This is a genomic window from Jiella marina, from assembly GCF_024359545.1.
Classification (GTDB): Bacteria; Pseudomonadota; Alphaproteobacteria; order Rhizobiales; family Rhizobiaceae; genus Jiella.
Window position 1 is genome coordinate 83,159 of the sequence record NZ_JAKQZG010000003.1, and the last position, 24,456, is coordinate 107,614.

The 24,456-nt window shown below is 63.4% G+C and carries 26 protein-coding genes; 16 read left to right on the top strand and 10 right to left on the bottom strand.

All coding sequences use genetic code 11. The features are described from left to right. Window positions 1–163 precede the first annotated feature (163 nt). Window positions 164–472: a hypothetical protein gene (locus MF134_RS06480; RefSeq protein WP_255338611.1), complete on the top strand. Its 309-nt coding sequence runs from the start codon at window positions 164–166 to the stop codon at window positions 470–472. 231 nt (window positions 473–703) lie between these two features. Further along, window positions 704–1,153 (top strand): NUDIX hydrolase, encoded by a 450-nt coding sequence (locus tag MF134_RS06485; protein ID WP_255338612.1) that lies wholly within the window; start codon window positions 704–706, stop codon window positions 1,151–1,153. Window positions 1,154–1,223: 70 nt separating this feature from the next. On the opposite strand, the gene MF134_RS06490 is transcribed toward MF134_RS06485, so the two are convergent. Beyond that, on the bottom strand, window positions 1,224–2,018 hold the full coding sequence (locus MF134_RS06490) for a DUF3108 domain-containing protein (protein ID WP_255338613.1): 795 nt from the start codon (window positions 2,016–2,018) through the stop codon (window positions 1,224–1,226). Between the two features lie 278 nt (window positions 2,019–2,296). Here MF134_RS06490 and rpmB point away from each other — a divergent pair, with 278 nt between their 5' ends. Genes rpmB through MF134_RS06505 form a run of 3 tightly spaced genes read left to right on the top strand, consistent with a single transcriptional unit; the run spans window position 2,297 to window position 3,803 of the window. Further along, the gene (gene rpmB, locus MF134_RS06495; protein WP_255338614.1) at window positions 2,297–2,599 is read left to right on the top strand and encodes a 50S ribosomal protein L28; all 303 of its coding nucleotides are present in this window, start codon (window positions 2,297–2,299) and stop codon (window positions 2,597–2,599) included. Between the two features lie 46 nt (window positions 2,600–2,645). Further along, complete coding sequence (locus MF134_RS06500; RefSeq protein WP_255338615.1) at window positions 2,646–3,083, top strand: hypothetical protein; 438 nt, start codon at window positions 2,646–2,648, stop codon at window positions 3,081–3,083. Between the two features lie 36 nt (window positions 3,084–3,119). Further along, window positions 3,120–3,803 carry a queuosine precursor transporter gene (locus MF134_RS06505; RefSeq protein WP_255338616.1) on the top strand — a complete coding sequence of 228 codons (684 nt, stop codon included), beginning with the start codon at window positions 3,120–3,122 and terminating at the stop codon, window positions 3,801–3,803. Window positions 3,804–3,895: 92 nt separating this feature from the next. Here MF134_RS06505 and MF134_RS06510 read toward each other — a convergent pair whose 3' ends face one another. Further along, the gene (locus MF134_RS06510; protein ID WP_255338617.1) at window positions 3,896–4,909 is read right to left on the bottom strand and encodes an SOUL family heme-binding protein; all 1,014 of its coding nucleotides are present in this window, start codon (window positions 4,907–4,909) and stop codon (window positions 3,896–3,898) included. Window positions 4,910–5,443: 534 nt separating this feature from the next. Here MF134_RS06510 and MF134_RS06515 point away from each other — a divergent pair. Further along, the gene (locus MF134_RS06515; RefSeq protein ID WP_255338618.1) at window positions 5,444–5,929 is read left to right on the top strand and encodes an SRPBCC family protein; all 486 of its coding nucleotides are present in this window, start codon (window positions 5,444–5,446) and stop codon (window positions 5,927–5,929) included. Between the two features lie 137 nt (window positions 5,930–6,066). Here the strand turns inward: MF134_RS06515 and MF134_RS06520 are convergent, their stop codons facing one another. The 3 genes from MF134_RS06520 to trxB all read right to left on the bottom strand — a co-directional run bounded on the left by MF134_RS06520 (window position 6,067) and on the right by trxB (window position 8,884). After that, entirely contained in the window at window positions 6,067–6,855 is a 789-nt protein-coding gene (locus tag MF134_RS06520) for a metallophosphoesterase (protein ID WP_255338619.1), read from the bottom strand. 104 nt (window positions 6,856–6,959) lie between these two features. Then, on the bottom strand, window positions 6,960–7,856 hold the full coding sequence (locus MF134_RS06525) for a LysR family transcriptional regulator (RefSeq protein WP_255338620.1): 897 nt from the start codon (window positions 7,854–7,856) through the stop codon (window positions 6,960–6,962). Between the two features lie 56 nt (window positions 7,857–7,912). After that, entirely contained in the window at window positions 7,913–8,884 is a 972-nt protein-coding gene (trxB, locus tag MF134_RS06530; protein WP_255338621.1) for a thioredoxin-disulfide reductase, read from the bottom strand. Between the two features lie 256 nt (window positions 8,885–9,140). Here trxB and MF134_RS06535 point away from each other — a divergent pair, with 256 nt between their 5' ends. Both MF134_RS06535 and MF134_RS06540 read left to right on the top strand, forming a co-directional pair. Continuing rightward, entirely contained in the window at window positions 9,141–10,538 is a 1,398-nt protein-coding gene (locus MF134_RS06535) for a TrkH family potassium uptake protein (protein WP_255338973.1), read from the top strand. A 54-nt stretch (window positions 10,539–10,592) separates the two neighbouring features. Beyond that, on the top strand, window positions 10,593–11,435 hold the full coding sequence (locus MF134_RS06540; RefSeq protein ID WP_255338622.1) for a glycosyltransferase family 25 protein: 843 nt from the start codon (window positions 10,593–10,595) through the stop codon (window positions 11,433–11,435). Here MF134_RS06540 and MF134_RS06545 read toward each other — a convergent pair. From MF134_RS06545 to MF134_RS06560, 4 genes are all read right to left on the bottom strand, one after another. Then, the gene (locus MF134_RS06545) at window positions 11,399–12,460 is read right to left on the bottom strand and encodes a glycosyltransferase family 4 protein (RefSeq protein ID WP_255338623.1); all 1,062 of its coding nucleotides are present in this window, start codon (window positions 12,458–12,460) and stop codon (window positions 11,399–11,401) included. The two genes, MF134_RS06540 and MF134_RS06545, sit on opposite strands and share 37 nt — an antisense overlap. Before the next feature lie 141 nt (window positions 12,461–12,601). Next, window positions 12,602–13,075: a transcription elongation factor GreA gene (gene greA, locus MF134_RS06550; protein ID WP_255338624.1), complete on the bottom strand. Its 474-nt coding sequence runs from the start codon at window positions 13,073–13,075 to the stop codon at window positions 12,602–12,604. Window positions 13,076–13,257: 182 nt separating this feature from the next. Further along, the gene (gene carB, locus MF134_RS06555) at window positions 13,258–16,752 is read right to left on the bottom strand and encodes a carbamoyl-phosphate synthase large subunit (RefSeq protein ID WP_255338625.1); all 3,495 of its coding nucleotides are present in this window, start codon (window positions 16,750–16,752) and stop codon (window positions 13,258–13,260) included. A gap of 234 nt (window positions 16,753–16,986) precedes the next feature. Next, complete coding sequence (locus tag MF134_RS06560; RefSeq protein WP_255338626.1) at window positions 16,987–17,301, bottom strand: helix-turn-helix domain-containing protein; 315 nt, start codon at window positions 17,299–17,301, stop codon at window positions 16,987–16,989. A gap of 401 nt (window positions 17,302–17,702) precedes the next feature. Here MF134_RS06560 and MF134_RS06565 point away from each other — a divergent pair, with 401 nt between their 5' ends. Further along, on the top strand, window positions 17,703–17,840 hold the full coding sequence (locus tag MF134_RS06565; RefSeq protein WP_255338627.1) for a hypothetical protein: 138 nt from the start codon (window positions 17,703–17,705) through the stop codon (window positions 17,838–17,840). Window positions 17,841–17,935: 95 nt separating this feature from the next. On the opposite strand, the gene carA is transcribed toward MF134_RS06565, so the two are convergent. After that, window positions 17,936–19,126, bottom strand: a complete 1,191-nt coding sequence (gene carA, locus MF134_RS06570; RefSeq protein ID WP_255338628.1) for a glutamine-hydrolyzing carbamoyl-phosphate synthase small subunit — start codon at window positions 19,124–19,126, stop codon at window positions 17,936–17,938. 347 nt (window positions 19,127–19,473) lie between these two features. On the opposite strand from carA, the gene MF134_RS06575 reads away from it, so the two are divergent. From MF134_RS06575 to MF134_RS06605, 7 genes are all read left to right on the top strand, one after another. Continuing rightward, the gene (locus MF134_RS06575; RefSeq protein ID WP_255338629.1) at window positions 19,474–19,923 is read left to right on the top strand and encodes a GatB/YqeY domain-containing protein; all 450 of its coding nucleotides are present in this window, start codon (window positions 19,474–19,476) and stop codon (window positions 19,921–19,923) included. Between the two features lie 204 nt (window positions 19,924–20,127). Then, window positions 20,128–20,496, top strand: coding sequence for a 30S ribosomal protein S13 (gene rpsM / locus MF134_RS06580; RefSeq protein WP_255338630.1), 369 nt, complete (start codon window positions 20,128–20,130; stop codon window positions 20,494–20,496). A 165-nt stretch (window positions 20,497–20,661) separates the two neighbouring features. Next, on the top strand, window positions 20,662–21,051 hold the full coding sequence (gene rpsK / locus MF134_RS06585; RefSeq protein WP_255338631.1) for a 30S ribosomal protein S11: 390 nt from the start codon (window positions 20,662–20,664) through the stop codon (window positions 21,049–21,051). Between the two features lie 203 nt (window positions 21,052–21,254). Then, window positions 21,255–22,292, top strand: coding sequence for a DNA-directed RNA polymerase subunit alpha (locus MF134_RS06590; RefSeq protein WP_255338632.1), 1,038 nt, complete (start codon window positions 21,255–21,257; stop codon window positions 22,290–22,292). 159 nt (window positions 22,293–22,451) lie between these two features. Next, the gene (rplQ, locus tag MF134_RS06595; RefSeq protein WP_255338633.1) at window positions 22,452–22,874 is read left to right on the top strand and encodes a 50S ribosomal protein L17; all 423 of its coding nucleotides are present in this window, start codon (window positions 22,452–22,454) and stop codon (window positions 22,872–22,874) included. Between the two features lie 124 nt (window positions 22,875–22,998). Continuing rightward, the gene (locus MF134_RS06600) at window positions 22,999–24,021 is read left to right on the top strand and encodes an NAD-dependent epimerase/dehydratase family protein (protein WP_255338634.1); all 1,023 of its coding nucleotides are present in this window, start codon (window positions 22,999–23,001) and stop codon (window positions 24,019–24,021) included. A 246-nt stretch (window positions 24,022–24,267) separates the two neighbouring features. Continuing rightward, a complete protein-coding gene (locus MF134_RS06605) occupies window positions 24,268–24,441 on the top strand; it encodes a hypothetical protein (protein ID WP_255338635.1) in 174 nt (57 codons plus the stop codon). Window positions 24,442–24,456 lie beyond the last annotated feature (15 nt).

The following is a 24,456-nucleotide window of genomic DNA, read 5'->3' on the forward strand; positions in this document are numbered from 1 at the left end:
AAGTCTGCGGGGGGCAATGACGCCTGTTCGCTTTGTGACGGGCGTCACAGCGATCGGCGGAGCGGATCGGTAGGGTCTTCTCATCGGCGGACGGAACGAGCCGCCAGAAAGCAGAAAGAGACTGACCCCCGCAGCAACTCAACCGATCAGAAGGAAGCACCCCATGTTCAAGAAGACCATCCTCTCCACCGTCGCCGCCGCCATCCTCGCCACCTCGGCGGTCTCCGTCTCCACCACCACCGCGTCTGCCCGCGACCGGGATCGCGACCGCGCTGTCATCGGTGCCGTGATCGGCCTCGTCGGCGCCATTGCCGGGGTCAAGACCGAACGCCCCCGCGGCCACGGCTATCCCCGCGGCGGCCACCACATCGACCGCCACGACGATGCCGAATGCTTCGAAAGCCCGATCAAGCGCTACAGCCGCCGCCACGGCCACCGCATCATCGTCGGCTACAAGACCATCTGCCGCTGACCGCTTCCTCCAGCGGCAGAGGACGAAAACCCCCGGCTCGCCCCGACCGGGGGTTTTCGCGTTCGCATATTAGGGGAACGCGATCTTCCCCTTCATCCTCCGTCGTGGAGCAGCGGGACGATGTGTGATGCGAGATGTCCGACCTCTCGGCCCTATGCTTGGGTCGGCTCGCGATACGGCCTTGCGCACCACAGGCGGAGGGTCGAGCCGAAAGAGATCAGGGAGAGGGCGATGACCATCTGGCGGCCGCCACAGCGAATCCGGGTTCTGGTCATCGGTCTTGTCTGGCGAGGCGGTCACCTTCTCGCCGCCGAGGTCCTGGCCGATTCCGGGGAACTGAAAGGCTTTCGGCCACTCGGAGGCGGCGTGGAGTTCGGCGAGCGGCGGGAGGAAGCCCTCATCCGCGAATTCCGGGAAGAACTCGGCTGCGCCATCCATATCGCCGGTCCATGGATGATGTTCGAGAACATCTTCCGGCATGAAGGCCATGTGGGCCATGAAATGGTTTTCGCGGCCGACACGCGGATCGACGATCCCACCCTCTACGAACGCGAGGAGATCGACTTCAGCGAGGAAGATGGCCCACCCTTGCGGGCCCGCTGGGTCGATCCCTTTGCCTGCCCGGCCGGGCTTCCGCTCTATCCGCCTGGCCTTGCAGGCGAGCTTGCGAAACTCCGGTGACGTTCGGTTCACACGTTGCTCGGGCGCCGGCGACGTCCCTCGGGTGCCGGTAATGCCCGCCTCCGCCCGACTACTCCGCCGAAACAGAGGTTGCCTTGAGAATCAGCGGGCCGATCGTGGTCGGGATCTGCGCATAGACCGGCACGAAGACGTCCGGCTGGGCGATGGGCGCGAACCAGAGCGAGATCGTCTGATTCTGCAGGAACTTCAGCCCTTTCGACTTCTTGTCGTAGCCGCTGACGGGGCGTATCCGGACATTGCAGTTCACCGCCGTGCCTTCGAAGCCTCGAAGCGAAATCTCACGCGAGCCAGCCGGCGCCAGCAGGAGATCGAGCCGCGACCAGCCGTCATAGACCGGCAGGGTCCGGCGGCAGACGCTACCGGCATCCCGGGTGCGGATCATCAGGCCGCTCAGCGGATCGACAACGGACGCCAGTTGCGACTTTTGAACCGGCACATAGCTCGGCTTGTCGCGGTTCGTGCGCTTCGGACTGACATCGGAGGAGGCGACACGGCCGCGCCGGAACCTCACGTCGCTGGCCCAGCGCTTTCCGTCGGAGGTGTAGTCGAGACCGTAGCGATCGGCGGTGAAGCCGTTCCGCGTCACCTGTCCGGAAACCCGGCTGGTGCCCCTTGTGTCGGAGACCAGGCTGCCCAGACCCGCCGAGGAGAGCTTGCCGTTCACGCTGAACTGCGAATCGTCGATCACCGTGTCGAATGTGGCCTTTCCGACGATCAGCCCCAGGAGCGCCATCCCGTATTCTGTCGTCACGGTTCTGCGCTCGGCGAGGGCGCCGGACAGGCTGGTGAGCAAAACGGCGGCGACAGACGCCGAAACGAGCGCGATCTTCTTCAACCGCATCATGTCTCAAAATCCTGCTGGCTGGATTTGTCCACTCTCGCGCGTCCTATAGCATTGCGGACGCACGCGTATTGGAAAATAACAGTGATCGGTGCGTTGCAATGCGGGCATCCACTGACGCTCGCGTGAACCGATGATTTCGGCACGACGCTTCGCCTTGACGCTTGGGCCGATCGCGCATATAGAGCACGCGATTTCCGATCATGCCCTGTCGCGATGATCGCGTCGTTGCTTCGGCGGCGCGGGCCCGAGGGTTTGACGCATTTTCGAAAGGTGAACCGATGTCACGCGCTTGCGAACTGACCGGCAAGGCCGTCCAGACCGGGAACAACGTGTCCCACGCCAACAACAAGACGCGCCGGCGTTTTCTGCCGAATCTGTGCAACGTCACGCTGATCTCCGACGCGCTCGGTCAGCGCTTCCGGCTGCGGGTCTCCGCCCACGCCCTGCGTTCGGTGGAGCATCGCGGCGGGCTCGACGCGTTCCTGATGAGAGCCCGCGAGACCGAATTGTCGCAGCGCGCTCGGCTTCTGAAGCGCCAGGTCGCCAAGAAGCTCGCCGAGGCCGAGACGACCGCGGCCTGAACTGCCGCGATTTCCATCCTTCACTCGCATGTCTTGGGGGCATGGAATGTCGCGTTTTCTCAGGCTCGCGTCAGCCGAGACCATGAACTCGTTGAAAACCTCCCGATTGCGATGCGTGGTGATCGGGATCGTTTGTATTTCGGTTACCGGCTGCGCTGGTCCGAGAGAGTTCCTTCGACCTGGCACGTCCGCAGCGGAAGCGGATGCTCAATACGCGCAGTGTCGCGACGTGGCCGAGGAGCGATATAGCAACCCCGTCTACGCCGGCGCGCCAGGCAATATTGCTACGGGTGTCGGAACGGGCATGATGAAGGGCGCGTCCGAGGTCATCGCCAAGTATCGCATGACGGGCGAATGCATGAGCGAAAGAGGCTTTGTGCTCGCCGACGTGTCGCCTGAAGAAGAAGAAATCCTCGAAGGCCCGGATACCCCGGAACGAGAGGCTCTGGTCGCGGAACTCTACGCCCGCGGCGACTCCGAATAACCTGCCACCACTGGTTCCATCACCCAGGATAAAAAAATGTCTTCGTTCAAGACTTATATGCTCCCCGTCGCGGCGATGGCGCTCATTGTGCTCGCTTCGAATATCGCCGTCCAGTTTCCGGTTTTCGCCGAGATCGGCGGGCTGCAACTGGCCGATATCCTGACCTGGGGCGCCTTCACCTATCCTTTCGCCTTTCTGGTCACCGATCTCACCAATCGCCGCTTCGGGCCGGCGATTGCGCGGCGGGTGGTCTATGCGGGTTTTGCCACCGCCATCGTCTGCTCGATGGTCGTGCCGCCGGTTCTCTTCGATCTCGGCCTTCTGGAGTATTCCACGACCGCCGATCGGCTCTTCCGCATCGCGATCGGTTCGGGCTCGGCATTCCTGGCCGCGCAGCTCCTCGACATCGCAGTATTCAACCGTCTGCGGCAGGGAAGCTGGTGGCGCGCGCCGGCGGCGTCCTCGATCTGCGGCTCCGTATTGGACACCGCCATCTTCTTTACGGTCGCCTTCGCGCCGTTCTTCGTCTTCTTGGGCGCGAACGATGCTTTCGCTCTCGAAGGCGCCAAGTTCTTCGGTCTATTCGCGTGGGAAGCGCCGCGCTGGGTCTCCTGGGCCATGGGCGACCTTCTGGTGAAGCTGACGATCGCCGCCGTGGCGCTGATTCCCTACCGGGTTATCATGCAGCACTTCATGCCCTATCGGCCGCAGACCGCCTGATCTGCCGGCAGGGCAGTTACACATGAAAAAACCGGCGGGCTGGCGCTCGCCGGTTTTCCGTTTCGGTCTGTGTGGTGAAGGCTTTGCGCCCCTTACCGTTCGATCTCGATCAGGATCTCGTTGCGCTTCATCATGCCCGGGGTCCAGGGCGGATTGTAGAAGGCATATTCCGGATCGCCCTTCTGCTTCAGATTGTTGTCCGCCAGATAGTTGTACAGCGTCATGAGGTGCTTGCTGGCGAGCGTCGCATTGAAGTTGCCGGAGAAGCGGATCGCCGCAACGCGACGGGCCGGCACTTCCTTCAGCTTTACCTCGCTGCTGCCGGGCTCGGGCAGGCTGGCGAGCGTGAACTTCTTCGGCATCACGAATCGCACGGCCCATCCCTTGGTCCGGCCGTCGCCTTCCGCCAGTTGCTGGAGGACGGGCGTCGTCATCTTGATCTTCTTGCCCGAGCGGCTCTTGGCGAAGATGTAGTCTGCGAGGGTCTGGAAACCGACGCGCCGCGCCTTTTCGTGGTAGCCGCTCTTGACGGTCTCGGCGACGATCATCGCCTCGTAGTCGCGGATCTCCACCGAGCCGTCATGCCGGACGGTCTCGTAGTCCGGCTCCTCCGTGCTCTCCTGCACCTTCTTCGTGACGTAATAGGCGGTCCCCAGAGCGGCGATCGCTCCGCCGGCGACCAGCAGGGCCGTCAGTTCCGGATTGTCGCGCAGGCCGCGGCTTCGGGATACGCGGCGCCCCCGCAAGGAGGCCAGCGCCGGCGCTGCAAAGGCGGAAACACGGTGGCGGGCGCGGTCCGCGTAACCATGGGCCTCATCCGACAACTCGCCGGCCGAATGCTGCAGGGCTCGCAGTTGATGGCGGGCCTCCCGCGAGGCTGAACTTGGCCAGTAGTGCGAGAAATCAGGCAGATAGCGCGACAGTCCGGTCTCTTCGGGGGCGACCCCCGGGATATAACGGCCCAGCGCCCGCCGCGCGCGTTCGGTTCGCGACGGTGTGGGGTCAAACCGCTCGACGATCTGGTGCTCCAGATCGCCGATCCGCTCGTTCAGCGCGCCGAGCGCGTCCGAGATGCGGTCATAGGTCGTCGGTTTGTCGCGAAACATGCGTGAACTCCTGCCTTTCGCATTTGCCGCTGCCGGAGGGGGAAGAGCCGTCATCTCCAGCACTGATAACGTTGTTGCAATAACGCCTGCTCGGCGCATTAGTTGCGGCGTTTTGCCTGCTTCCACCGGCCTTGCATCGCTTCCGCCGGCAGACCCGGGAAAGCCCGGCTTGTGGGTGGAAAACTGGGTCGGCAGCGCAGGAAAAAAAGACTGTCGCCCAACTGCAACCATGTTTCAGTCGCAGCGTTGTGGGCATATCGGGTTTTCCATGACCTGATACTCCAGCCAAACTTCAGGCGGCCTCAGGCCGCCATTTTTTTGTCCCGAGCTATAGCAGCTTCGAAGAATCCGCATTTCGAAAGTTGTTTGAGCCGTTCGAGCCATGGCGCTTCCCGAAATGGCGGAAAAGACCGTTGCGGAAGGTTTTCTCTGCTCGTGGATTGCGGGACCGGCAAAATTCGCTAGCTTCCTCCGCCGGGCACGTCAAAAGAACGAATGCCGATCATGGGGTCGGCTGCCAAGGGAGGGAAATCCATGAAACGATTTTGCATGAGCGCCGGGATCGCCGTCGCGGCGGCACTCGTTGCCTCGCCGGCCTTTGCCATTGATGTCTCCAAGAGCGTCGAGACGTCCGCCGCACCCGCCGATGTGTGGTCCACGATTGGTGATTTCTGCGGGATCAAGGAGTGGCACCCGGCCGTGCAGGAGTGCGAACTGGAGGAGAGGGACGGCGCCAGCGTACGCACGCTCACGCTGCCGGACGGAGCCGAACTCGTCGAGGAACTCGTTTCACGCGACGACGACGCCATGGCCTACACCTACAGGATCCTCGAAGGTCCCTTGCCGGTGGCGAACTATGAATCGACGATCAGTGTCTCGGCTTCGGGAGACGGGTCGACGATCGGCTGGAGCGGCACCTTCGACGCCGAAGGCGCCAGCGACGCGGAAGCGACGGACGTCATCGGCGGAATCTACGATGCAGGCCTCGCTTCGCTGAAGGACAAGACCGGCGGCATGTGACGGTCGCGAGAGGCGGTAGGCAGTTCTGCCGCCTTATCTATCGGGAAGAGAAATCCGGAAGGGCAAGGGCTCTTCCGGATTTGTATCTTTTGGACAGTCAAAGGGCCCCGGCGGATCCGCGGGTTTTCGCAAGAGACTCAGCCGTCCGAGCCTTCCGCGACAGTTCCCAGGCCTCGATCCACGCGCACCGGTTTCACCATGTGGATAGCCTGATCGTGGCTGACTTGGAGATAGCGGATCGTTCCCTTCGCGCGGTCGATCCAGGCCGCGCTCAGACACCCCGTGAAGACTGCGCCGGTATCGAGTGAAATGCGGTTTTCCGTCACCGCGGGCAGACCGCCTTTCTGCGGCGTATGACCGTGGAGGACCACGTGGCTGAGGTGCCCGACATGGTTCATGAAGGGCCCGCGGATCCAGACGCAATCATGCGGCCGCTGGTCGGTAAGAGGCCGGGCGGGATCGACGCCGGCATGGACGAAGGCATAGTTGCCATGAAGTTCGATGGCGGACGCCTCCTTCAGCATGCGAAGATGGTGGGGCCATTGCCGCCGGATCGATTGGCGGATGTCATCAAGATCGTCGCCCAGTGAGTGCCCATAGGAGACGAGGGTCTCGGCGCCACCCTGATCGAGCCAGTTGAAGGTTTCCTCCAGGCTCATCTCGTCGTCCAGAAACGCCAGGAACCATTCGTCGTGATTGCCGAGGAGGAGTTTCGATCCGGGCCGCTCTGCGAGGATGGATGCCGCGATCTCCATCGCACCGCAACTGTCGTCGCCGCGATCGACGAGATCACCCAGAAGGAAGATCGCCGGCTTTTCGTCCTGGCTTGCGGTGAGACGGTCGAGACCGTCGAGAAAGCGTTGCAGCAACCCGCTTTCGCCATGGACGTCGCCGATGGCGACGATCTGATTCGGCTTGGCTTCCATTCCCGTCCGCTTTTCTGGTTGGCTCAAGGAAATGGTCAATGATGGGCCGAGGGAAGACGTTCCCCAGGGGCGCCGAACGAGGCGCACCGGCCGAACCTTTCGGCTTAGTAGGCCCAGGTGCGTGCCTTGGAAATGAGGAAGTCGCGGAAGACCTTGAGCTTGGCGGCGCTGCGCATCTGTTCGGTGTAGCACAGATAGGTGTCGAAGGTGGGCAGCTCCATCTCAGGCAGCACCTGAACGAGCTTGGCCCGCTTGTCGACCATGTAGTCGGGCAGAAGGGCCAGCCCGATGCCGCTCTCGATGGCCGAGCGGATTGCCATCAGATTGTTGATCTGGAGGATCGGGCTGCGGGATTTGCCCTCCGGCAGGCCGACGGTCTCCAGCGTGTTCAGATTGCGCAGATAGTTCGGCGCCGGCTCGCCGAAGGTGATGATGCGGTGATGGTCGAGGTCCTCGACCGTCTCCGGCGTGCCGAAGCGAGCAAGATAGGTTGGCGAGGCGTAGACATGGAGATGCACCGTGAACAGCCGGCGCTGGATCAGGTCCGGCTGCTGCGGCTGGCGCAGACGGATCGCGGCGTCCGCCTTGCGCATGGTGAGGTCGATCTCCTCATTGTCGAACATCAGCTGCAGTTCGAGGTCGGGATAGAGTTCCAGGAACTCGCGCGCACGCTCCGTCAGCCAGCCGGAGCCGAGGCCCACCGTCGTCGTCACGCGCAATTTGCCGGTCGGCTTCTCCTTCGTCTCGGTGAGCTGCATGCGCACCGTTTCGAGACGTTTGAGAACGTCGTTCGCCGTCTGGAACAACAGCTCGCCCTGTTCCGAGAGAACGAGGCCGCGGGCGTGCCGGTGAAAGAGGGGGACGCCGATCTCGTTCTCGAGCGCCGCGACCTGCCGGCTGATCGCCGACTGGCTGAGATTCAAGGCGTCGGCGGCATGGGTGAACGACCCGGCTTCGGCCGCCGCGTGAAAAATCCGTAGCTTGTCCCAGTCAAGGGCCATTTCCTATGGTCCTTCCAACGAGGAGGCGCGGTTCCAGTACCGCGCTGTAGGACGGATTATTCCGCAGCTTCGCGCGTCTCGGACAAGGCCTCGGCCGCCAGCCATTTCTCGGCTTCGAGCGCGGCCATGCAGCCCATTCCTGCAGCGGTCACCGCCTGGCGATAGACGTCATCCGCCACGTCGCCGGCCGCAAACACGCCGTCCACGGAGGTGCGTGTCGTGCCCGGCTCGATCCAGAGATAGCCGGAAGGCTTCTGCTTCAGCTGGCCGACGAAGAGCTCCACCGCCGGCGCGTGACCGATCGCGACGAAGACGCCATCGACGGGTTTTTCGGTGATCTCTCCGGTCTTGGTGTTCTTCAGGCGGATGCCATTGACCGATTTCAGCGGCTTCTCGATCCCGACGATCTCCTCGACCGCCGTGTCCCAGAGAAATTCGACATTCCCCGCGGCAAACAGCCGCTCCTGCAGGATCCGTTCGGCCCGCAATTCGTCGCGCCGATGAACCAGCGTCACGGATTTGGCGATATGCGAGAGATAGAGCGCTTCCTCGACGGCAGTGTTGCCGCCGCCCACCACCACCACGTCCTTGCCGCGGTAGAAGAAGCCGTCGCAGGTGGCACAGGCCGAGACGCCGAAGCCCTGGAACTTGTCCTCGCTCGGCAGTCCGAGCCATTTTGCCTGCGCGCCCGTCGCGATGACCAGCGCGTCGCAGGTATAGACGGTCCCTGAGTCGCCGGTCAGGCGGAAGGGTCGCTGGCCCAGGTCGGCCTCGACGATGATGTCGTTTGCGATCTCCGCGCCGACATTGAGGGCCTGGGCCTTCATCTGCTCCATCATCCACGGCCCCTGAACGGGCTCAGCATAGCCGGGATAGTTCTCGACATCGGTGGTGATGGTCAGCTGGCCGCCTTCCTGCAGGCCGGCCACGATCAGCGGCTTCATCATGGCGCGCGCGGCATAGATTGCAGCGGTATAGCCGGCAGGGCCGGAGCCGAGGATCAGAATATTCACGTGACGTTCGGACATGGCGGCCTCGCGCGATTGGCGTATGGCAGATGGCGACAGGAGCGGCCCCGTTCAATAGACGAGGGGGTGCCGGGCTGCAACATCGCGCAAGGAAGCAATCGCCGTGGACCGGCGGACGGCTTGGACGAATTGCTGTTGCCCGTGCAACGGGCTAGAAGCCGAGATTGCGTGGCACCACTGGCAAGCCCGCGGAATCGGAACGGAGCCGGCCATTTTCAGGACGATCGCCCACGTCACGTCGATCTTCGGGCTGGCCCTGGCGTTCGCCATGCTGATACCGGCCGTCGTCGATATCGCCGACCAGAACGAGGATTGGCGGATCTTCGTCGGCTCGAGTTTCCTCGTCGGGATGGTCGCAGCCCTGGTTGCGGTCGCCACCCGCGGAGAGCGCCCGGTATTTACCCAGAAGCTTGGATTCCTCCTGGTGACGACGGTGTGGATCGTCGCGACGGTGATCGGCTCGCTGCCGCTCTATTTCTCGTCCGTGAACGTCACCTACGCCGGCGCCTTCTTCGAATCGATGTCCGGGCTGACGACCACCGGATCGACGGTTATCTCCGGTCTCGACGCGCTGCCCCGAGGCATTCTGATGTGGCGTTCGCTGCTGCAGTGGCTCGGCGGCATCGGTATCATCGGCATGGTGCTCCTGATCCTGCCCTCGCTCAGCGCGGGCGGCCTGGCGCTGTTCCACATGGAAAGCTCCGACAAGTCGGACAAGGTGCTGCCGCGGGTGAACCAGCTCACCGGTGGCCTGATCGCCGCCTATGTCACGCTGACGCTACTCTGCTTCATCGTCTACACCTCGCTGGGCATGTCCTTCTTCGATGCGATGAACCATGCGATGACGACGCTTTCGACCGCCGGCTATTCCACCCATGACGCGTCCATGGGCTATTTCGACGACAACCGCATCCTGCTCGCGGCGACGGTGTTCATGATCCTCGCCGCCTTGCCCTTCGTCGTCTATGTTCGCGCCTTCCTTCCCCGGCGCTTCCAGCTCTGGCGTGATCCGCAGATCATCGTGTTCCTGGTGATCTGTCTGGTCTTGAGCTTTTCGATCGCCGTGACCCGACGCATCATCAACGATACCCCCTTCGGTGAGGCGCTGATCTCCTCGACCTTCAATCTCGTCTCGATCATTACGACGACGGGCTATGCGTCGGAGGACTATACGCTGTGGTCGAACGCCGCGATCGGCATCTTCTTCCTGGCGTCCTTCCTCGGCGGCTGCGCCGGTTCGACGGCAGGCGGCATCAAGGCCAACCGCCTCGTGATCCTCTTCCTGGTCGTGCGCGCGAGCTTCCGGCGCCTGATCCGGCCGCATGCGATCGTCCGCCTGAAATACGGCAATGACGAAATCAGCGCCCAGACCATCCAGACGGTGACGATCTTCTTCTTTCTCTTTTTCGGCAGCCTGCTGATGGGGACCGTGTTCCTGACGATCTTCGGACTCGACCTGATCACGGCGTTTTCAGGAACCCTGACGGCGCTTGCCAATGTCGGCCCCGGCTTCGGTCAGGTGATCGGCCCGGCGGGCAATTTCGCGACCCTGCCGGATTCCGCGCTCTGGCTCCTGTCCGGCGCGATGCTGCTCGGCCGGCTGGAACTGGTCACCGTGCTGATCCTGCTCTTCCCCTCGGTCTGGGTGGACTGAGCCTTGGACGAGGGTAGGGGCGCAGCGAGCAAAGGCGGTGGCCGGGTCCCCTGCGTGTTCATCAATCTTGATCGTGCCGTGGAGCGCCGCCGTTTCGTCGAAGGGCAGGCCGAGAGGCTTGGGCTCGCGGTCGAACGCTTTGCGGCCCTGCGGTCCGAAGACGTCGACGACTCGACGTTCGAACTCTTGTCGCGGCAGTGGGAACGTCCTCTGACGCGGGTCGAACTCGCTGTGTTCCTTTCGCACAAGGCGCTTTGGGCGCGCGCGGCACGCTCGCGGGCGGGTCTCGTCATCCTCGAAGACGACGTGGTGCTCTCCTCGGCAATCACGGATTTCCTGGCCGAAGCGCCAACGGGTTTCGATCTCGTCAATCTGGAGAATTTCGATCGCCGGAAATTCTTTCGGCGCCGGGGCGGCTACCAGCATCGCGGGGTCGAAGTGACGCCGATCGCCCGGGACAAGGCCGGCGCCGCAGCCTATTATCTTTCTCCGGGTGGTGCTCGGAAGCTCCTTGCCGCAGCCGAGACGGCAGCCGCACCGGCCGACGCCTTTCTTTATCGCAGCGGCCGGCTGTCGGTCGCGCAGGCCGAGCCGGCGCTGGCCATGCAGGCGCATATCCTCGCGGGATGCGGCGTCGAACCCGGCATCGCGACGATGACGCAAATCCATGTCCCGCGAAAGAAATTGCCCTGGACGCGCAAGAACATGGGTTTCCTGGTGCGCCGGTTGGCGACGCAACTCGACCTGTTGCGCTTCCAGATTCTTCGCGGCCTTGGCCTGGTCGAGTTTCGAAGACCCCGGGTTGACCTCGGGGCGTTTGGACGGAGCAGTTCGTTCCGGGAAGATCCGCAGAAGCGTGCTCAGGCCACGGGCCGGCCGGCCCAGACATCCTCATAGACGGCGATCAGGGCCGCAGCCTCGCGTTCGAGGGCGAAATGCTCCCGGACATGGGCAAGCGCCCTTTCGCCGCTCTGCCGAAGCAGGTCGGGATCGTCGAGATACGGGGACGCGGCGGCTGCAAGTGCGGAGGCTTCGCCGTCCGCGACCACGCGCCCCGTCTCGCCATCGCGAATCAGTTCGGAAAAGGCGCCGACATCGGCGGCGACCACCGGCACGCCGCTCGCCATCGCTTCCAGCGGCGTCAGGCCGAAGCCCTCCCAGCGCTGGGGCGCGATGAACAGGTCGAGCGCCCGATACCAGGGCGCAATCGGAGCGTGCTCGCCGACGAAGAGGATGCGCTCGGAGAGACCGGCGCGGTCGACCCGTTCTTCGAGTTCGACCAGGAATTCCCGGTGTTCGGCCGTGGTTCTGCCGGCGATCACGGCATTCCAGCCCGGGCGGTCGGGGAGGAGGGCGATCATCGCCTCGACGAAGAGATCCGTCCCCTTCTGTCGACGGATGCGGCCGAAACAGCCGATCGTGCGCATGGCAGGGTCGAGGCCGAGCGACCGCTTCGCTTCGGCCTTGTCCGCCGGCAGGTGAAACCGCTCCAGATCGATCCCGTGCATGACGACGCGATTGGGCACCCGGAGATATCTCGCCGTGCGCCGGCTCGTGGCGATGACGGCGTCCATTCGCGAGATCAGGAAGCGGGTCCAGCGTGTATGCTTGCGCTGGGAGGCGGACGTGAAGACGAGGCGAAGCGGCATGCGCAGCACCTCCCGCATGATCACGCCTGCCAGCATTTCGACATTGCGGCGGGCGTGCCAGATGCGGAAGGGACGGCCCTCGGGGGCTTTCCAGAGCCGGGGAAGGTCGCGCAACCGCAGGTGCGGCAGGCTCTCCGGCAGTCCCGGCCCCAGCGTCGCGATCGGAATGTGCCGGGCCTGAAGCGGCACAAGCTGCACGATGGTCGAAGTGACGCCGGACAGACGCCGCTTGAAGTTCGGCGCGACGACCTGGATTTGCCGAGGATCGGTCAAGCGGTGTCCCTATCAACGGCCATCGATCGTCGCGGGATGGTCCGGCGCCTTGGTGCCCAAGAACGAGCAATTTCTCGGATTTCGTATCGGCCTGGCCAGGTCTCTAGCATGGTCCCGGCCAGAGCCATGCGCATTCCGCCCCTACTGCCAGAGAACCTCGAGAATCTCATAGGAGCGGGCGCCGCCGGGCGCGGAGACCTCGACCGTGTCGCCTTCGGTCTTTCCGATCAGGGCGCGGGCGATTGGGGAGGAGATCGAGATCTTGCCCTCCTTCACGTCGGCTTCCTGGTCGCCGACGATCTGGAAGCGGCGTTCCTCCTCGGTGTCCTCGTCGACGAGCTTGACCGTCGCCCCGAACTTGACCTTGTCGCCGGACATCTTCGCCACGTCGATCACCTCGGCGCGGGCCGTCAGGTCCTCGAGTTCCGAGATGCGACCCTCATTGAGGCTCTGGGCCTCCTTGGCGGCGTGGTACTCGGCGTTTTCGGACAGGTCACCGTGAGCGCGCGCCTCGGAGATCGCCTGGATGATCCGGGGGCGCTCTTCCTGCTGCCGGCGGCGCAATTCCTCGCGCAGCGCCTCGAAACCGCGACTCGTCATCGGGACCTTTTCCATGGCCTCCACCTTTCCAGACCTCGCCAATGGCGAGAGTCAAAACTTCTGTGCGACAGCGACCGTCAGAGCCGCCGAACGATAAACAAAAACCGGCCCCGAGCGGTGGCGCCGCTCCGAGCCAGCACGACTTGCGGACTTGAAGAAATCACCCGACGTGCCCGTCCGTCAGGCACTTTTTCAAATCAGGCCGCGTTAAAATACGACTGCAGCGGTCGAACTTCAAGATTGCCTGTCTTGAGGGCGGCAATCGCGTCGGCTGCCGCCACCATGCCGGCGAGCGTGGTGTAATACGGCACCTTGTGGATCAGCGCGGCGCGGCGCAGCGAGCGCGAATCCGACAGCGCCTTCGCACCTTCCGTCGTGTTCAGCACGAGCTGGACCTGGCGGTTGCGGATGGCGTCCTCGATATGCGGCCGGCCTTCCAGCACCTTGTTGATCTTGGTGGCGGGGATGCCGTTTTCGGCGAGGAAGCGCTGGGTGCCGCCGGTGGCCATGATGCCGAAGCCAAGTTCGGACAGGCGACGCGCCGGAGCCAGCATGCGCTCCTTGTCGGAATCCTTGACCGACACGAACACCGTACCTTCCCGGGGCAGGTCGACGCCGGCGCCGAGCTGCGCCTTGGCGAAGGCGACCGTATAGTCGGTGTCGAGACCCATGACCTCGCCGGTCGAGCGCATCTCCGGTCCAAGCAGCGTGTCGACGCCCGGGAAGCGGGCGAAGGGAAACACCGCTTCCTTCACCGCGATATGCTTGACGTTATGGGTGTCGGGCTTGCCGCCATAGGCGTTGAACGCGTCTTCCAGCTTTTCACCCGCCATGATCCGCGCCGCGACCTTGGCGATCGGGCGGCCGATGGTCTTGGCGACGAAGGGCACGGTGCGCGAAGCGCGCGGATTGACCTCCAGCACGTAGATCTCGCCGTCCTTGATCGCGAACTGGACGTTCATCAACCCGCCGACATTGAGCGAGCGGGCCAGAGCCTCCGCCTGCCGGGCAAGTTCGTCCGTCATCTCCTTGGAGAGCGTATGGACCGGCAGCGAGCAGGCCGAATCGCCGGAGTGGATGCCGGCTTCCTCGATATGCTCCATGATGCCCGCAACGAAGCTTTCCTTGCCGTCGGACAGGCAATCGACGTCGACCTCGATCGCATCGGTCAGATAGCTGTCGAAGAGGAGGGGGTTCTTGCCGAGCAGCGTGTTGATCTGCCCGGTCTTGTCGTTCGGATAGCGCTGCTTGATGTCCTCCGGCACGAGGCCGGGAACCGTGTCGAGAAGATAGGATTGCAGTGCCTGTTCGGTGTGGATGATCTGCATCGCCCGGCCGCCCAGGACATAGGACGGACGCACCACCAGCGGAAAGCCGATCTCGCCGGCGACGAGCCGCGCCTGTTCCACCGAGAAGGCGATGCCGTTGTTCGGCTGCTTGAGGTCGAGCTTCGTCAGAAGTCGCTGGAAGCGGTCGCGGTCCTCGGCAAGGTCGATCATGTCCGGCGCCGTTCCGAGGATCGGGATGCCGTTCTTTTCCAGCGCCTCGGCGAGCTTCAGCGGCGTCTGGCCGCCATACTGAACGATGACGCCGACGAGTTCTCCGCTCTCCTGCTCGGCCTTCATGATCTCGATCACGTCCTCGGCCGTCAGCGGCTCGAAATAGAGCCGGTCGGAGGTGTCGTAATCGGTCGACACGGTCTCCGGATTGCAGTTGACCATGATCGCCTCGAAGCCCGCATCCTTCAGCGCGAAGGCGGCATGGCAGCAGCAATAGTCGAACTCGATGCCCTGGCCGATCCGGTTCGGCCCGCCGCCGAGGATGACGACTTTCTTGGCGCTGGAGACCTCCGCTTCCGAGCGCAGGGCGCCGGCGAAGGGGCGCTCATAGGTCGAGTACATGTAAGGGGTGGGGGAGGCGAACTCGGCGGCACAGGTGTCGATGCGCTTGAACACCGGCTTGACGCCGAGCCGGTTACGTAGCTCCGCCACTTCCTTCGGTCGCTTGCCGGACAGGCCGGCGAGCCGCGCGTCGGAAAAGCCCATGGATTTCAGGAGACGCAGATTGTCAGCGTCCTGCGGCAATCCATGGGTCTGGATGCGCTTCTCCGTGTCGACGATCGCCTTGATCTGCGCGAGGAACCACGGATCGATCTTGCAGCCGGCATGGACGTCCTGCTCACTCATGCCGAGACGCAGTGCCTGGGCGACCATACGCAGCCGGTCCGGCGTCGGCGTGCCGATCGCGGCGCGGATGGCGTTCTTGTCGTCGTCCTGGCCGAGGCCGGGGATCTCGATCTCGTCGAGACCGGTGAGACCCGTCTCCAGGCCGCGCAGGGCCTTCTGAAGCGACTCCGCGAAGGTGCGGCCGATCGCCATGACCTCGCCGACGGACTTCATCGCCGTCGTCAGGATTGGCTCGGCGCCGGGGAATTTCTCGAAGGCAAAGCGCGGGATCTTGGTGACGACATAGTCGATCGACGGCTCGAAGGAGGCCGGCGTCGCGCCGCCGGTGATGTCGTTTTCGAGTTCGTCCAGCGTATAGCCGACGGCAAGCTTCGCCGCGACCTTGGCGATCGGAAAGCCCGTCGCTTTCGAGGCCAGCGCCGAGGAGCGCGACACGCGTGGATTCATCTCGATGACCACCAGCCGGCCATTGTCCGGGTTCACCGCGAACTGCACGTTCGAGCCGCCGGTCTCGACCCCGATCTCGCGCAAGACCGCGATCGAGGCGTTGCGCATCAGCTGGTATTCCTTGTCCGTCAGCGTCAGCGCCGGGGCGACAGTGATCGAATCGCCGGTGTGGACGCCCATCGGATCGACGTTCTCGATCGAGCAGACGATGATGCAGTTGTCCGCCTTGTCGCGGACGACCTCCATCTCGTACTCCTTCCAGCCGAGGACCGACTCCTCGATCAGCACCTCGGTCGTCGGCGAGGCGTCGAGGCCGCCCTCGACGATCTCGAAATATTCCGAACGGTTGTAGGCGATGCCGCCGCCGGTGCCGCCGAGGGTGAAGGAGGGGCGGATGATCGCCGGCAGGCCGATGAATTCGAGCGCTTCGGCGGCCGCTGCCAGCGCCCGGCCCATATAGCGCTGCTTGCGCTCCGGCTCGCCGAGCATCCATTCGTGCTCCAGCGCCGCAAGGGCCGCGTCCCGCGCATCTTCCTCGGTGATGTCGCGGAAGATCCTGGCGCGCTTTTCCTCGTGCGCCGCGCGGTCTGCGGATTTCGCCTCGCTCGCATTGGCGAGCATCGAACGCGGGGTCTCCAGCCCGATCTTCGCCATTGCCTCGCGGAAGAGCGAGCGATCCTCGGCCTTGTCGATCGCGTCGGCATTGGCGCCGATCATCTCGACGCCGTAGCGCTCCAGAACCCCCATGCGGCGCAGCGACAGCGCCGTGTTCAGCGCAGTCTGTCCGCCCATGGTCGGCAGAATCGCGTCCGGCCGCTCCTTGGCGATGATCTTGGCGACCACCTCCGGGGTGATCGGCTCGATATAGGTGGCGTCGGCGAGATCGGGATCGGTCATGATCGTCGCCGGGTTGGAATTGACCAGGATGATGCGGAAGCCTTCGGCCTTCAAAGCCTTGCAGGCCTGGGTGCCGGAATAGTCGAACTCGCAGGCCTGGCCGATGATGATCGGCCCCGCACCGATGATGAGGATCGACTTGAGATCGGCGCGTTTCGGCATTGTCGGCTCTTTCCAGTTTCCAAGCGTGACGAACCGCGCCGCGGGAAGGCGGCCGGATCGGCGGACATGCATGAGGCTGAGGCCGGCTTATAGGGAAGGCGAGGGCGCGGCGAAAGGGGGCGCGGAAAAGGTTTGCGGACCCTCCGATGAACTTGCTGTCAGTGCCACTTTCGAGAGGTCTTGGCTCCCCATCTCGATCGTACGGGTCCACAGGGTCGCGAGCAGGACTGCGGATCACCCCTCGGCGTTTTCGCCTGCCCTGCCGGCTTGCAACGGAATCACACTCTCGGCGGGCGCTTCCTCGTCATCTGCCGCCTGATCATGCTTGGTACTGGCGCCGTTGATCGCTCGACCATCATAGCTTTCATAGCCCAGCGCCAGGGCGAGACAGGCGAGTTCGATGCTCTTCGGGATCTCGACCTTCTTCCCGTCGCGCGCGCCCTTTTCGTAGTATTGGATCACGCGTTTCTTCAAGCCGAGCTTCTCGGCGGCCTCTTTCTGTTTGAGGCCCAGGCCTTTTCGCCAATCCTTGAAGGTTTGCGGATCCATCTATTCACCGGCCTTCCAGCGTCATCATGGCGATCTTCGCCTGTCAGAAGAGCAATGCGCGTGCGAGCGACGGGTCGTCGCAACGCTCATATCCAATCTTTTCCCATGCGCAAGCGCAAGTCACACGGACTCAAGCTTCAAATCGCCAATCGAATCAAGGCGCGCGCCACCTACGCGTTCCACCGGTAAACGAGTATTTTTCGGCCAGAAAGATAGCTGGCAAAACGGAAAAGCGCACTGAGTGCACGAAAACGTGCGCACATCGTGCATGTTTTCTGTTGACCGAAGCGCACAATGTGCACATCTTGGTTCGCGTAGAGCAATCGCGAATTCATCTCCGGGCAGGTTTTGCCGCTTAAGATGAATTCTTGTTGAAACTGTAGCGGAAAGGGTGTGCTGCCATGTTGGCTGATATTCTGGTCGGCCGCTCTTCTTACGGCGGTGACAAAGACCGCGACGATCTGCACCGTCACGCGACGTTCAGTTGCGGTATTCGGGCGTCGATCAAGAAGTGGCTGAAAATGTTCAGGCTTGCCTGAACCGTTGTGAAGACATGACGGCGCCGCCGAAGGGCAACTTCGGCGGCGCCGTCATGTTTTTCAGGATGCTTGTTTCGGCATGTGGGTGGCCGCCCTTAGGCAGCGGCCTTGTTCCCCTTCGTCTCCGCAATCAGATCGAAGAACCGCTTGAAGAGATAGTGCGAGTCCTGCGGGCCCGGCGAGGCCTCCGGATGGTGCTGGACCGAAAAGACCGGCTTGTCCGAGAGCCGAAGACCGCAATTCGTCCCGTCGAACAGCGAGCGGTGCGTCTCCTCGACACCCTCGGGCAGGCTGTCGGCGGCGACCGCGAAGCCGTGGTTCATCGACACGATCTCGACCTTGCCGGTGGTGAAGTCCTTCACGGGGTGGTTTGCGCCGTGATGGCCCTGATGCATCTTCGCCGTCTGGCCACCCAGCGCCAGGGCGAGCATCTGATGACCGAGGCAGATGCCGAAGAGTGGCACGCCCTTCTCGATCAGCTTGCGGATCATCGGCACGGCATATTCCCCCGTCGCCGCGGGATCGCCCGGGCCGTTCGACAGGAACACGCCGTCCGGCTCATGGGCGAGGATCTCCTCGGCGCTCGCCGTCGGCGGCATGACGATCACCTCGGCGCCGAGGCCGGCCATCAGGCGCAGGATGTTGCGCTTGGTGCCGTAGTCGACGGCGACGATCTTGTAATGCGGCTTGTCGAGATCGGCATAGCCCTTGTCCCAGAGCCAGGGCGTTTCCTTCCAGACGGCCGTCTGGCCAACGGCGACATCCTTGGCGAGATCGAGCCCGATGAGGCCCGGCCAGGCCTTGGCGCGCTCTTTCAGGGCGTCGAGATCGAACTGGCCGCTCGGATCATGGGCGATCACCGCATTCGGCATGCCCTTCTCGCGGATGAGCGCGGTGAGCGCGCGCGTGTCGATGCCCGACAGCGCGATGACGCCGCGCGCTTTCAGCCATTCGTCGAGATGACCGGCCGAGCGATAATTCGAAGGCGCCGTGACGTCGGCCCGAAAGATCGCGCCGACGGCGCCGCATGAATTGGCCGGCGTCAGGTCTTCGTGGTCGTCGGCATTGGCGCCGACATTGCCGATATGGGGAAAGGTGAAGGTGACGATCTGCTTGGCATAGGACGGATCGGTCAGGATCTCCTGATATCCCGTCAGGGCCGTGTTGAAGCAGACCTCGCCCTCGACCGCGCCCTCGGCGCCGAGGCCGAAGCCTTCGATCACCGTGCCGTCGGCCAGAACGAGGACCGCCGTCGTCTTGCGTTCACTCCAGGCTTCGCCCGCCATGGTGGCTCCTTTCGCTGGTCGATCGGCTGTGGATATGTCCGGCGTCGTGTTGCCGCGCGCGATGTTGTGATCCCACCACATATCAGCGTCGTGGCAGGTGCAGGCAAGACATCTTGCGGATTTCAAAGCGTGTCTCTACATCCCCGGCATACCGACGAGCAAGAGCTTGTTCCACGGCGCATGTCGCTGGAGGCCGATGCAAACGGGCGACAACGCACCCCGTTTTGCATGATATTTAGCCGCCTGCAGCGCAATTTGGCTTTACGTCGGCTCTCAACAAGTATGCATTACGAGATCAGGCGCGTCCCGACAGATGCGCCACCGATCGAAACCGGAAGTCAGGCATCATGCGCGAGCATCTCTCCGACGCTCTGAACGCTGCAGTCAAGAATCAGGACAAGAGCCGGATCAGCACTCTCAGGCTGATCAACGCCGCGATCAAGGATCGGGACATCTCGAACCGCACCGCCGGGCGCGATCCCGTGTGCGAGGAGGACGTGCGACAGATCCTCTCCAAGATGATCAAGCAGCGGGAAGAATCGGCGCGGGTCTATGAGGAGAACGGGCGGCTGGAACTTGCCGAGCAGGAGCGTGAGGAAATTGCCGTCATTCGCGAGTTTCTCCCGGCCCAGCTGGACACCGGGGAAATCGAGCGCGCCTGTCGGCAGGCGGTGGAAGACACCGAATCGAAGAGCCTGCGTGACGTCGGCCGGTGCATGAACAAGCTCAAGGAGCGCTATCAGGGCCAGATGGATTTCGGCAAGGCCTCCACCGTCGTGAAGGGTCTTCTGCGTTAAGGGGCAGGGGGCACCAGTTCGATGGTCGCCAAGGTTTCGCTCCGGTTGACTTGCCGCAGCGATCTGCCTATAGGCACCACCATTCGCGATTTGTTGCGGCTGACGGGCTTCCATGGGCGAGGACCGGTCGGCCGTTTTTGGCCGTAAGGCCTCGCAAGGAATCATCGGGCCGCTGGTCCATACCGAATTTGTAGGAGAAGCGACGTGGCACGTATCGCTGGCGTCAACATCCCCACCGGCAAGCGCGTCGTCGTCGCGCTCCAGTACATTCATGGCATCGGGCCGGCCTTCGCCAGCCAGATCATGCAGAAGGCGAATCTTTCGCAAGAGCGCCGGGTCAACGATCTGTCGGACGCCGAAGTCCTGCAGATCCGCGAGATCATCGACCGCGACTATCAGGTCGAGGGCGATCTGCGCCGCGAGACCGCGATGAACATCAAGCGTCTGATGGACCTCGGCTGCTATCGCGGCCTGCGTCATCGCCGCTCGCTGCCGGTGCGCGGTCAGCGCACGCACACCAACGCCCGCACCCGCAAGGGTCCGGCGAAGGCGATTGCCGGCAAGAAGAAGTAAGAACGCTCGTTCGCCTGCACGTTGACCTGCTCGCCGATGCGAATCGGCGGGCGTCTTGCGTCTTTTGCGTACGGTCAGGTGTCGAGAGATGCGGGGCGGCATGATCGCCTTGCGGGTGGAGCCGCCGGAATTACGGCGGTGTCGAGATCGAACAGGAACAAGTGAATGGCCAAGGAAGCACAGCGCGTTCGCCGTCGCGAGCGTAAGAACATTTCGTCGGGCGTCGCCCATGTGAACTCGACGTTCAACAACACGCTGATCACCATCACCGACGCGCAGGGCAATGCGATCGCCTGGTCTTCGGCCGGCGCGCAGGGTTTCAAGGGCTCGCGCAAGTCGACACCTTTCGCCGCGCAGATCGCCGCCGAAGACGCCGCCAAGAAGGCGCAGGAACACGGCATGCGCACCCTCGAGGTCGAGGTGTGCGGGCCTGGGTCCGGTCGTGAGTCGGCGCTCAGGGCCTTGCAGTCGGCGGGCTTCACCATCACTTCCATTCGTGACGTGACGCCGATCCCGCACAATGGCGTGCGGCCGCGCAAGAAGCGCCGCGTTTGATTTGATGCCGACGGTGTGCCTCTTTCAAGGCGCGCCGAACGGCTTTCTGACGGGCTGGTTTTCAGGCCGCCATCTGGCGGGGTGCGATGCGCCCCGCCGTCCGAGTTTCCGGGCCGGCACACAGGGTGTTACCCACCGCCGGGTCGGCATCAGACCTTTCGCCACGATTGGATGGTGGCGAGGAAACTGAGAGGCATCCACCCATGATTTCCAGCAACTGGCAAGAGCTGACCAAGCCGAACCAGATTGTCTTCAAGAACGACGGTGCCCGGCACCGCGCGACGCTCGTCGCCGAGCCGCTCGAGCGCGGTTTCGGCCTGACGCTCGGCAACGCGCTTCGCCGGGTTCTCCTGTCGTCGCTGCGCGGCGCGTCCGTCACCGCCGTTCAGATCGACGGCGTTCTGCACGAGTTCTCCTCGATTCCGGGCGTTCGGGAAGATGTTACCGACATCGTCCTCAACGTGAAGGAAATCTGCATCTCGATGCAGGGCGAGGGGCCGAAGCGCATGGTCGTGCGCAAGCAGGGCCCGGGCGTCGTGCGCGCCGGCGACATTCAGACCGTCGGCGACATCGAGGTTCTGAACCCCGAGCACGAGATCTGCACCCTCGACGAGGGCGCGGAGATCCGCATGGAGTTCACGGTCAACACCGGCAAGGGCTACGTCCCGGCCGATCAGAACCGCGCCGAGGACGCGCCGATCGGGCTGATCCCGGTCGACTCGCTGTTCTCGCCGGTGAAGAAGGTGTCCTACAAGGTTGAGAACACCCGTGAGGGTCAGGACCTGAACAAGGACAAGCTGACCATGACGATCGAGACCGACGGCTCGATCTCCGGCGAGGACGCGGTCGCCTATGCGGCGCGCATCCTGCAGGACCAGCTTTCGGTCTTCGTCAATTTCGAGGAGCCGCAGCGCGACCAGCGCACTGGCGGCGCTCCGGGCCAGGCGGACGAGCAGATCGCCGAACTCGCCTTCAACCCGGCGCTTCTCAAGAAGGTCGACGAGCTGGAGCTTTCGGTCCGCTCGGCGAACTGCCTGAAGAACGACAACATCGTCTATATCGGCGATCTCATCCAGAAGACCGAGGCGGAGATGCTGCGCACTCCGAACTTCGGTCGCAAGTCCTTGAACGAGATCAAGGAAGTTCTGGCCTCCATGGGTCTCCATCTCGGTATGGAAGTGCCCTCCTGGCCGCCGGAGAACATCGACGATCTCGCCAAGCGCTACGAAGACCAGTACTAAGCGATCAGCCCCGGCCTCCTCTCGGCGGCCGGGGTCCTGACGTTCGATCGAACGTCCAAAAAATCATTCAAAGGCACGGCGACCTGTCGACTGGTCCGGCAGGGACGCAAAGATACCGACTCCCGGCGAAAAGCCGGCTTCTTCACAAAGGAACACCCCATGCGCCACGCCAGTCGCGGACGGAAGCTCAACCGCACCGCCAGCCACCGCAAGGCGATGTTCGCCAACATGGCGGCTTCGCTGATCGAACATGAGCAGATCGTCACCACGCTTCCCAAGGCCAAGGATCTTCGGCCGATCGTCGAAAAGCTGATCACGCTGGGCAAGCGCGGCGATCTGCACGCCCGCCGTCTGGCCGCTTCGCGCCTGCAGGACGATGCGGCCGTCGCCAAGCTCTTCGACACGCTCGCTTCGCGCTATGCCGAGCGCAATGGCGGCTATTGCCGCGTTCTCAAGGCCGGCTTCCGCCGCGGCGACAATGCGCCCCTCGCGGTCATCGAATTCGTCGATCGTGACCCGGATGCCCGCGGCGCTGCCGATCGGGCCCGTCTCGAAGCGGAAGAGACCGAAGAAGCCGCGTGAGGCTTTCACGGCATCGGATTTGAAAAGGGAGCTTCGGCTCCCTTTTTTATTGCGCGCATGCACGCATGTGCCGCCAGGTCGCTCGGAGCCGGGCTGACCCACAGAACTGAAATGGGAGATTTAAATGAGCGAAGACCGAGTGCTGTTGACCGGAGCTTCCGGCTTCATCGCCAAGCGCATTGCCCTTGATCTCCTCAACGCCGGCTATCGGGTGCGCGGAACGGTTCGCTCCGCGGCCAAGGGCGAGAAGCTCCGCGGCACGCTCTCCGAGGCTGGAGCCGATGTCGACCGGCTTGAACTCGCCGAACTCGATCTCCTGAAGGACGAGGGTTGGCGTGAGGCTGCGTCCGGCTGCCGGTTCGTCATGCACACGGCCTCGCCCTTTCCCGCCCGCCAGTCCAGGGACAAATGGGCTCTTGTGCCGATCGCAAAGGGCGGGACGCTCCGGGTCCTCGATGCGGCTGTGAAGGCTGGCGCCGAGCGCTTCGTGATGACGTCCTCCGTCGTCGCGATCTATTACGGTCACGACAAATCGCATGGCGCCAGCTTCGACGAGAACGACTGGTCGAATGTCGAGGCGAAGAATATTTCCGATTACGCCGTCTCGAAGACCGAGGCCGAGCGCGCCGCCTGGGATGCGGCGAGGGCTGCGGGGCTCGACATGGTCGCCATCAATCCGGCTTTCGTGGTTGGGCCGATTCTCGACGACGATATCGGCACGTCGGCGCGGCTCGTTTCCATGATGATGCGGGGCAAGCTGCCGGCTGTCCCCAACGTCGCCTTCGGGATCGTCGACGTGCGGGACGTGGCGAAAGCCCATGTCGCCGCGCTCGGCGCACCTGAGGCGGTGGGGCATCGCTTCATCCTGTCCTCCGGGTCCCTGACGATGATGGAGATGGGCGAAGCAATCGCCGCCGCCGTGCCCGAATGCCGCGGGAAAGTCCCCCGCCGCACGCTGCCGGATTTCGTCGTGCGCTTCGCCGCGCTCTTCGCCTCAGAGGCGCGGGCGGCCGTCCCGGAACTCGGTCGTCGCAAGAATCTGGTAACCACGCCCGCGCAAAACACTCTGGGATTTTCACTATCCGATCCGCGAAAGGCGGTTGGCGCGATGGCCGTGAGCCTGAAGGATCACGGTTTCGCGACGTGATGGACGGCTTCACACCGAAGCAGTATATGACCATGCGTAAAGTGTGATGCAGATTCCATACGGTCGCGAAATTCACCTGTGTGGCCAAAATGATATCGCTCGAGCAGAGACCGCATGGCATAGGCCGGGCGGCTGGAGTTTTTTGGTCGATTCGACGCAACCAATCGCCGCGTTAAGCCTTTGACTAGGCAATTAAGGCACACGCCACATGATTGTGGCAGAGTTTACGTGGAAGAAACAAATCTCATGAATGATGCGAGCACCATGGAAGTCACGGGCCGGAGTCTCATGCGTCGAACCATCCTCACCCTTTTGGGCGCCATCGCCGCTTTCGGCGTGTTGACGGCAAGCTATGCGACGGCGGAACTGCCGGGCGCGGCTCCGACCACACCTGCAGCAACATCGGCCGTGATGAACTGACACGCTCGCAGACGA

Bases quoted from the DNA above. Each gene is read 5' to 3' on its own strand.
- MF134_RS06480 (WP_255338611.1), top strand. From the start codon at position 164: ATGTTCAAGAAGACCATCCTCTCCACCGTCGCCGCCGCCATCCTCGCC.
- MF134_RS06485 (WP_255338612.1), top strand. From the start codon at position 704: ATGACCATCTGGCGGCCGCCACAGCGAATCCGGGTTCTGGTCATCGGT.
- MF134_RS06490 (WP_255338613.1), bottom strand. From the start codon at position 2,018: ATGATGCGGTTGAAGAAGATCGCGCTCGTTTCGGCGTCTGTCGCCGCC.
- rpmB (WP_255338614.1), top strand. From the start codon at position 2,297: ATGTCACGCGCTTGCGAACTGACCGGCAAGGCCGTCCAGACCGGGAAC.
- MF134_RS06500 (WP_255338615.1), top strand. From the start codon at position 2,646: ATGTCGCGTTTTCTCAGGCTCGCGTCAGCCGAGACCATGAACTCGTTG.
- MF134_RS06505 (WP_255338616.1), top strand. From the start codon at position 3,120: ATGTCTTCGTTCAAGACTTATATGCTCCCCGTCGCGGCGATGGCGCTC.
- MF134_RS06510 (WP_255338617.1), bottom strand. From the start codon at position 4,909: ATGTTTCGCGACAAACCGACGACCTATGACCGCATCTCGGACGCGCTC.
- MF134_RS06515 (WP_255338618.1), top strand. From the start codon at position 5,444: ATGAAACGATTTTGCATGAGCGCCGGGATCGCCGTCGCGGCGGCACTC.
- MF134_RS06520 (WP_255338619.1), bottom strand. From the start codon at position 6,855: ATGGAAGCCAAGCCGAATCAGATCGTCGCCATCGGCGACGTCCATGGC.
- MF134_RS06525 (WP_255338620.1), bottom strand. From the start codon at position 7,856: ATGGCCCTTGACTGGGACAAGCTACGGATTTTTCACGCGGCGGCCGAA.
- trxB (WP_255338621.1), bottom strand. From the start codon at position 8,884: ATGTCCGAACGTCACGTGAATATTCTGATCCTCGGCTCCGGCCCTGCC.
- greA (WP_255338624.1), bottom strand. From the start codon at position 13,075: ATGGAAAAGGTCCCGATGACGAGTCGCGGTTTCGAGGCGCTGCGCGAG.
- carB (WP_255338625.1), bottom strand. From the start codon at position 16,752: ATGCCGAAACGCGCCGATCTCAAGTCGATCCTCATCATCGGTGCGGGG.
- MF134_RS06560 (WP_255338626.1), bottom strand. From the start codon at position 17,301: ATGGATCCGCAAACCTTCAAGGATTGGCGAAAAGGCCTGGGCCTCAAA.
- MF134_RS06565 (WP_255338627.1), top strand. From the start codon at position 17,703: ATGTTGGCTGATATTCTGGTCGGCCGCTCTTCTTACGGCGGTGACAAA.
- carA (WP_255338628.1), bottom strand. From the start codon at position 19,126: ATGGCGGGCGAAGCCTGGAGTGAACGCAAGACGACGGCGGTCCTCGTT.
- MF134_RS06575 (WP_255338629.1), top strand. From the start codon at position 19,474: ATGCGCGAGCATCTCTCCGACGCTCTGAACGCTGCAGTCAAGAATCAG.
- rpsK (WP_255338631.1), top strand. From the start codon at position 20,662: ATGGCCAAGGAAGCACAGCGCGTTCGCCGTCGCGAGCGTAAGAACATT.
- MF134_RS06590 (WP_255338632.1), top strand. From the start codon at position 21,255: ATGATTTCCAGCAACTGGCAAGAGCTGACCAAGCCGAACCAGATTGTC.
- rplQ (WP_255338633.1), top strand. From the start codon at position 22,452: ATGCGCCACGCCAGTCGCGGACGGAAGCTCAACCGCACCGCCAGCCAC.
- MF134_RS06600 (WP_255338634.1), top strand. From the start codon at position 22,999: ATGAGCGAAGACCGAGTGCTGTTGACCGGAGCTTCCGGCTTCATCGCC.
- MF134_RS06605 (WP_255338635.1), top strand. From the start codon at position 24,268: ATGAATGATGCGAGCACCATGGAAGTCACGGGCCGGAGTCTCATGCGT.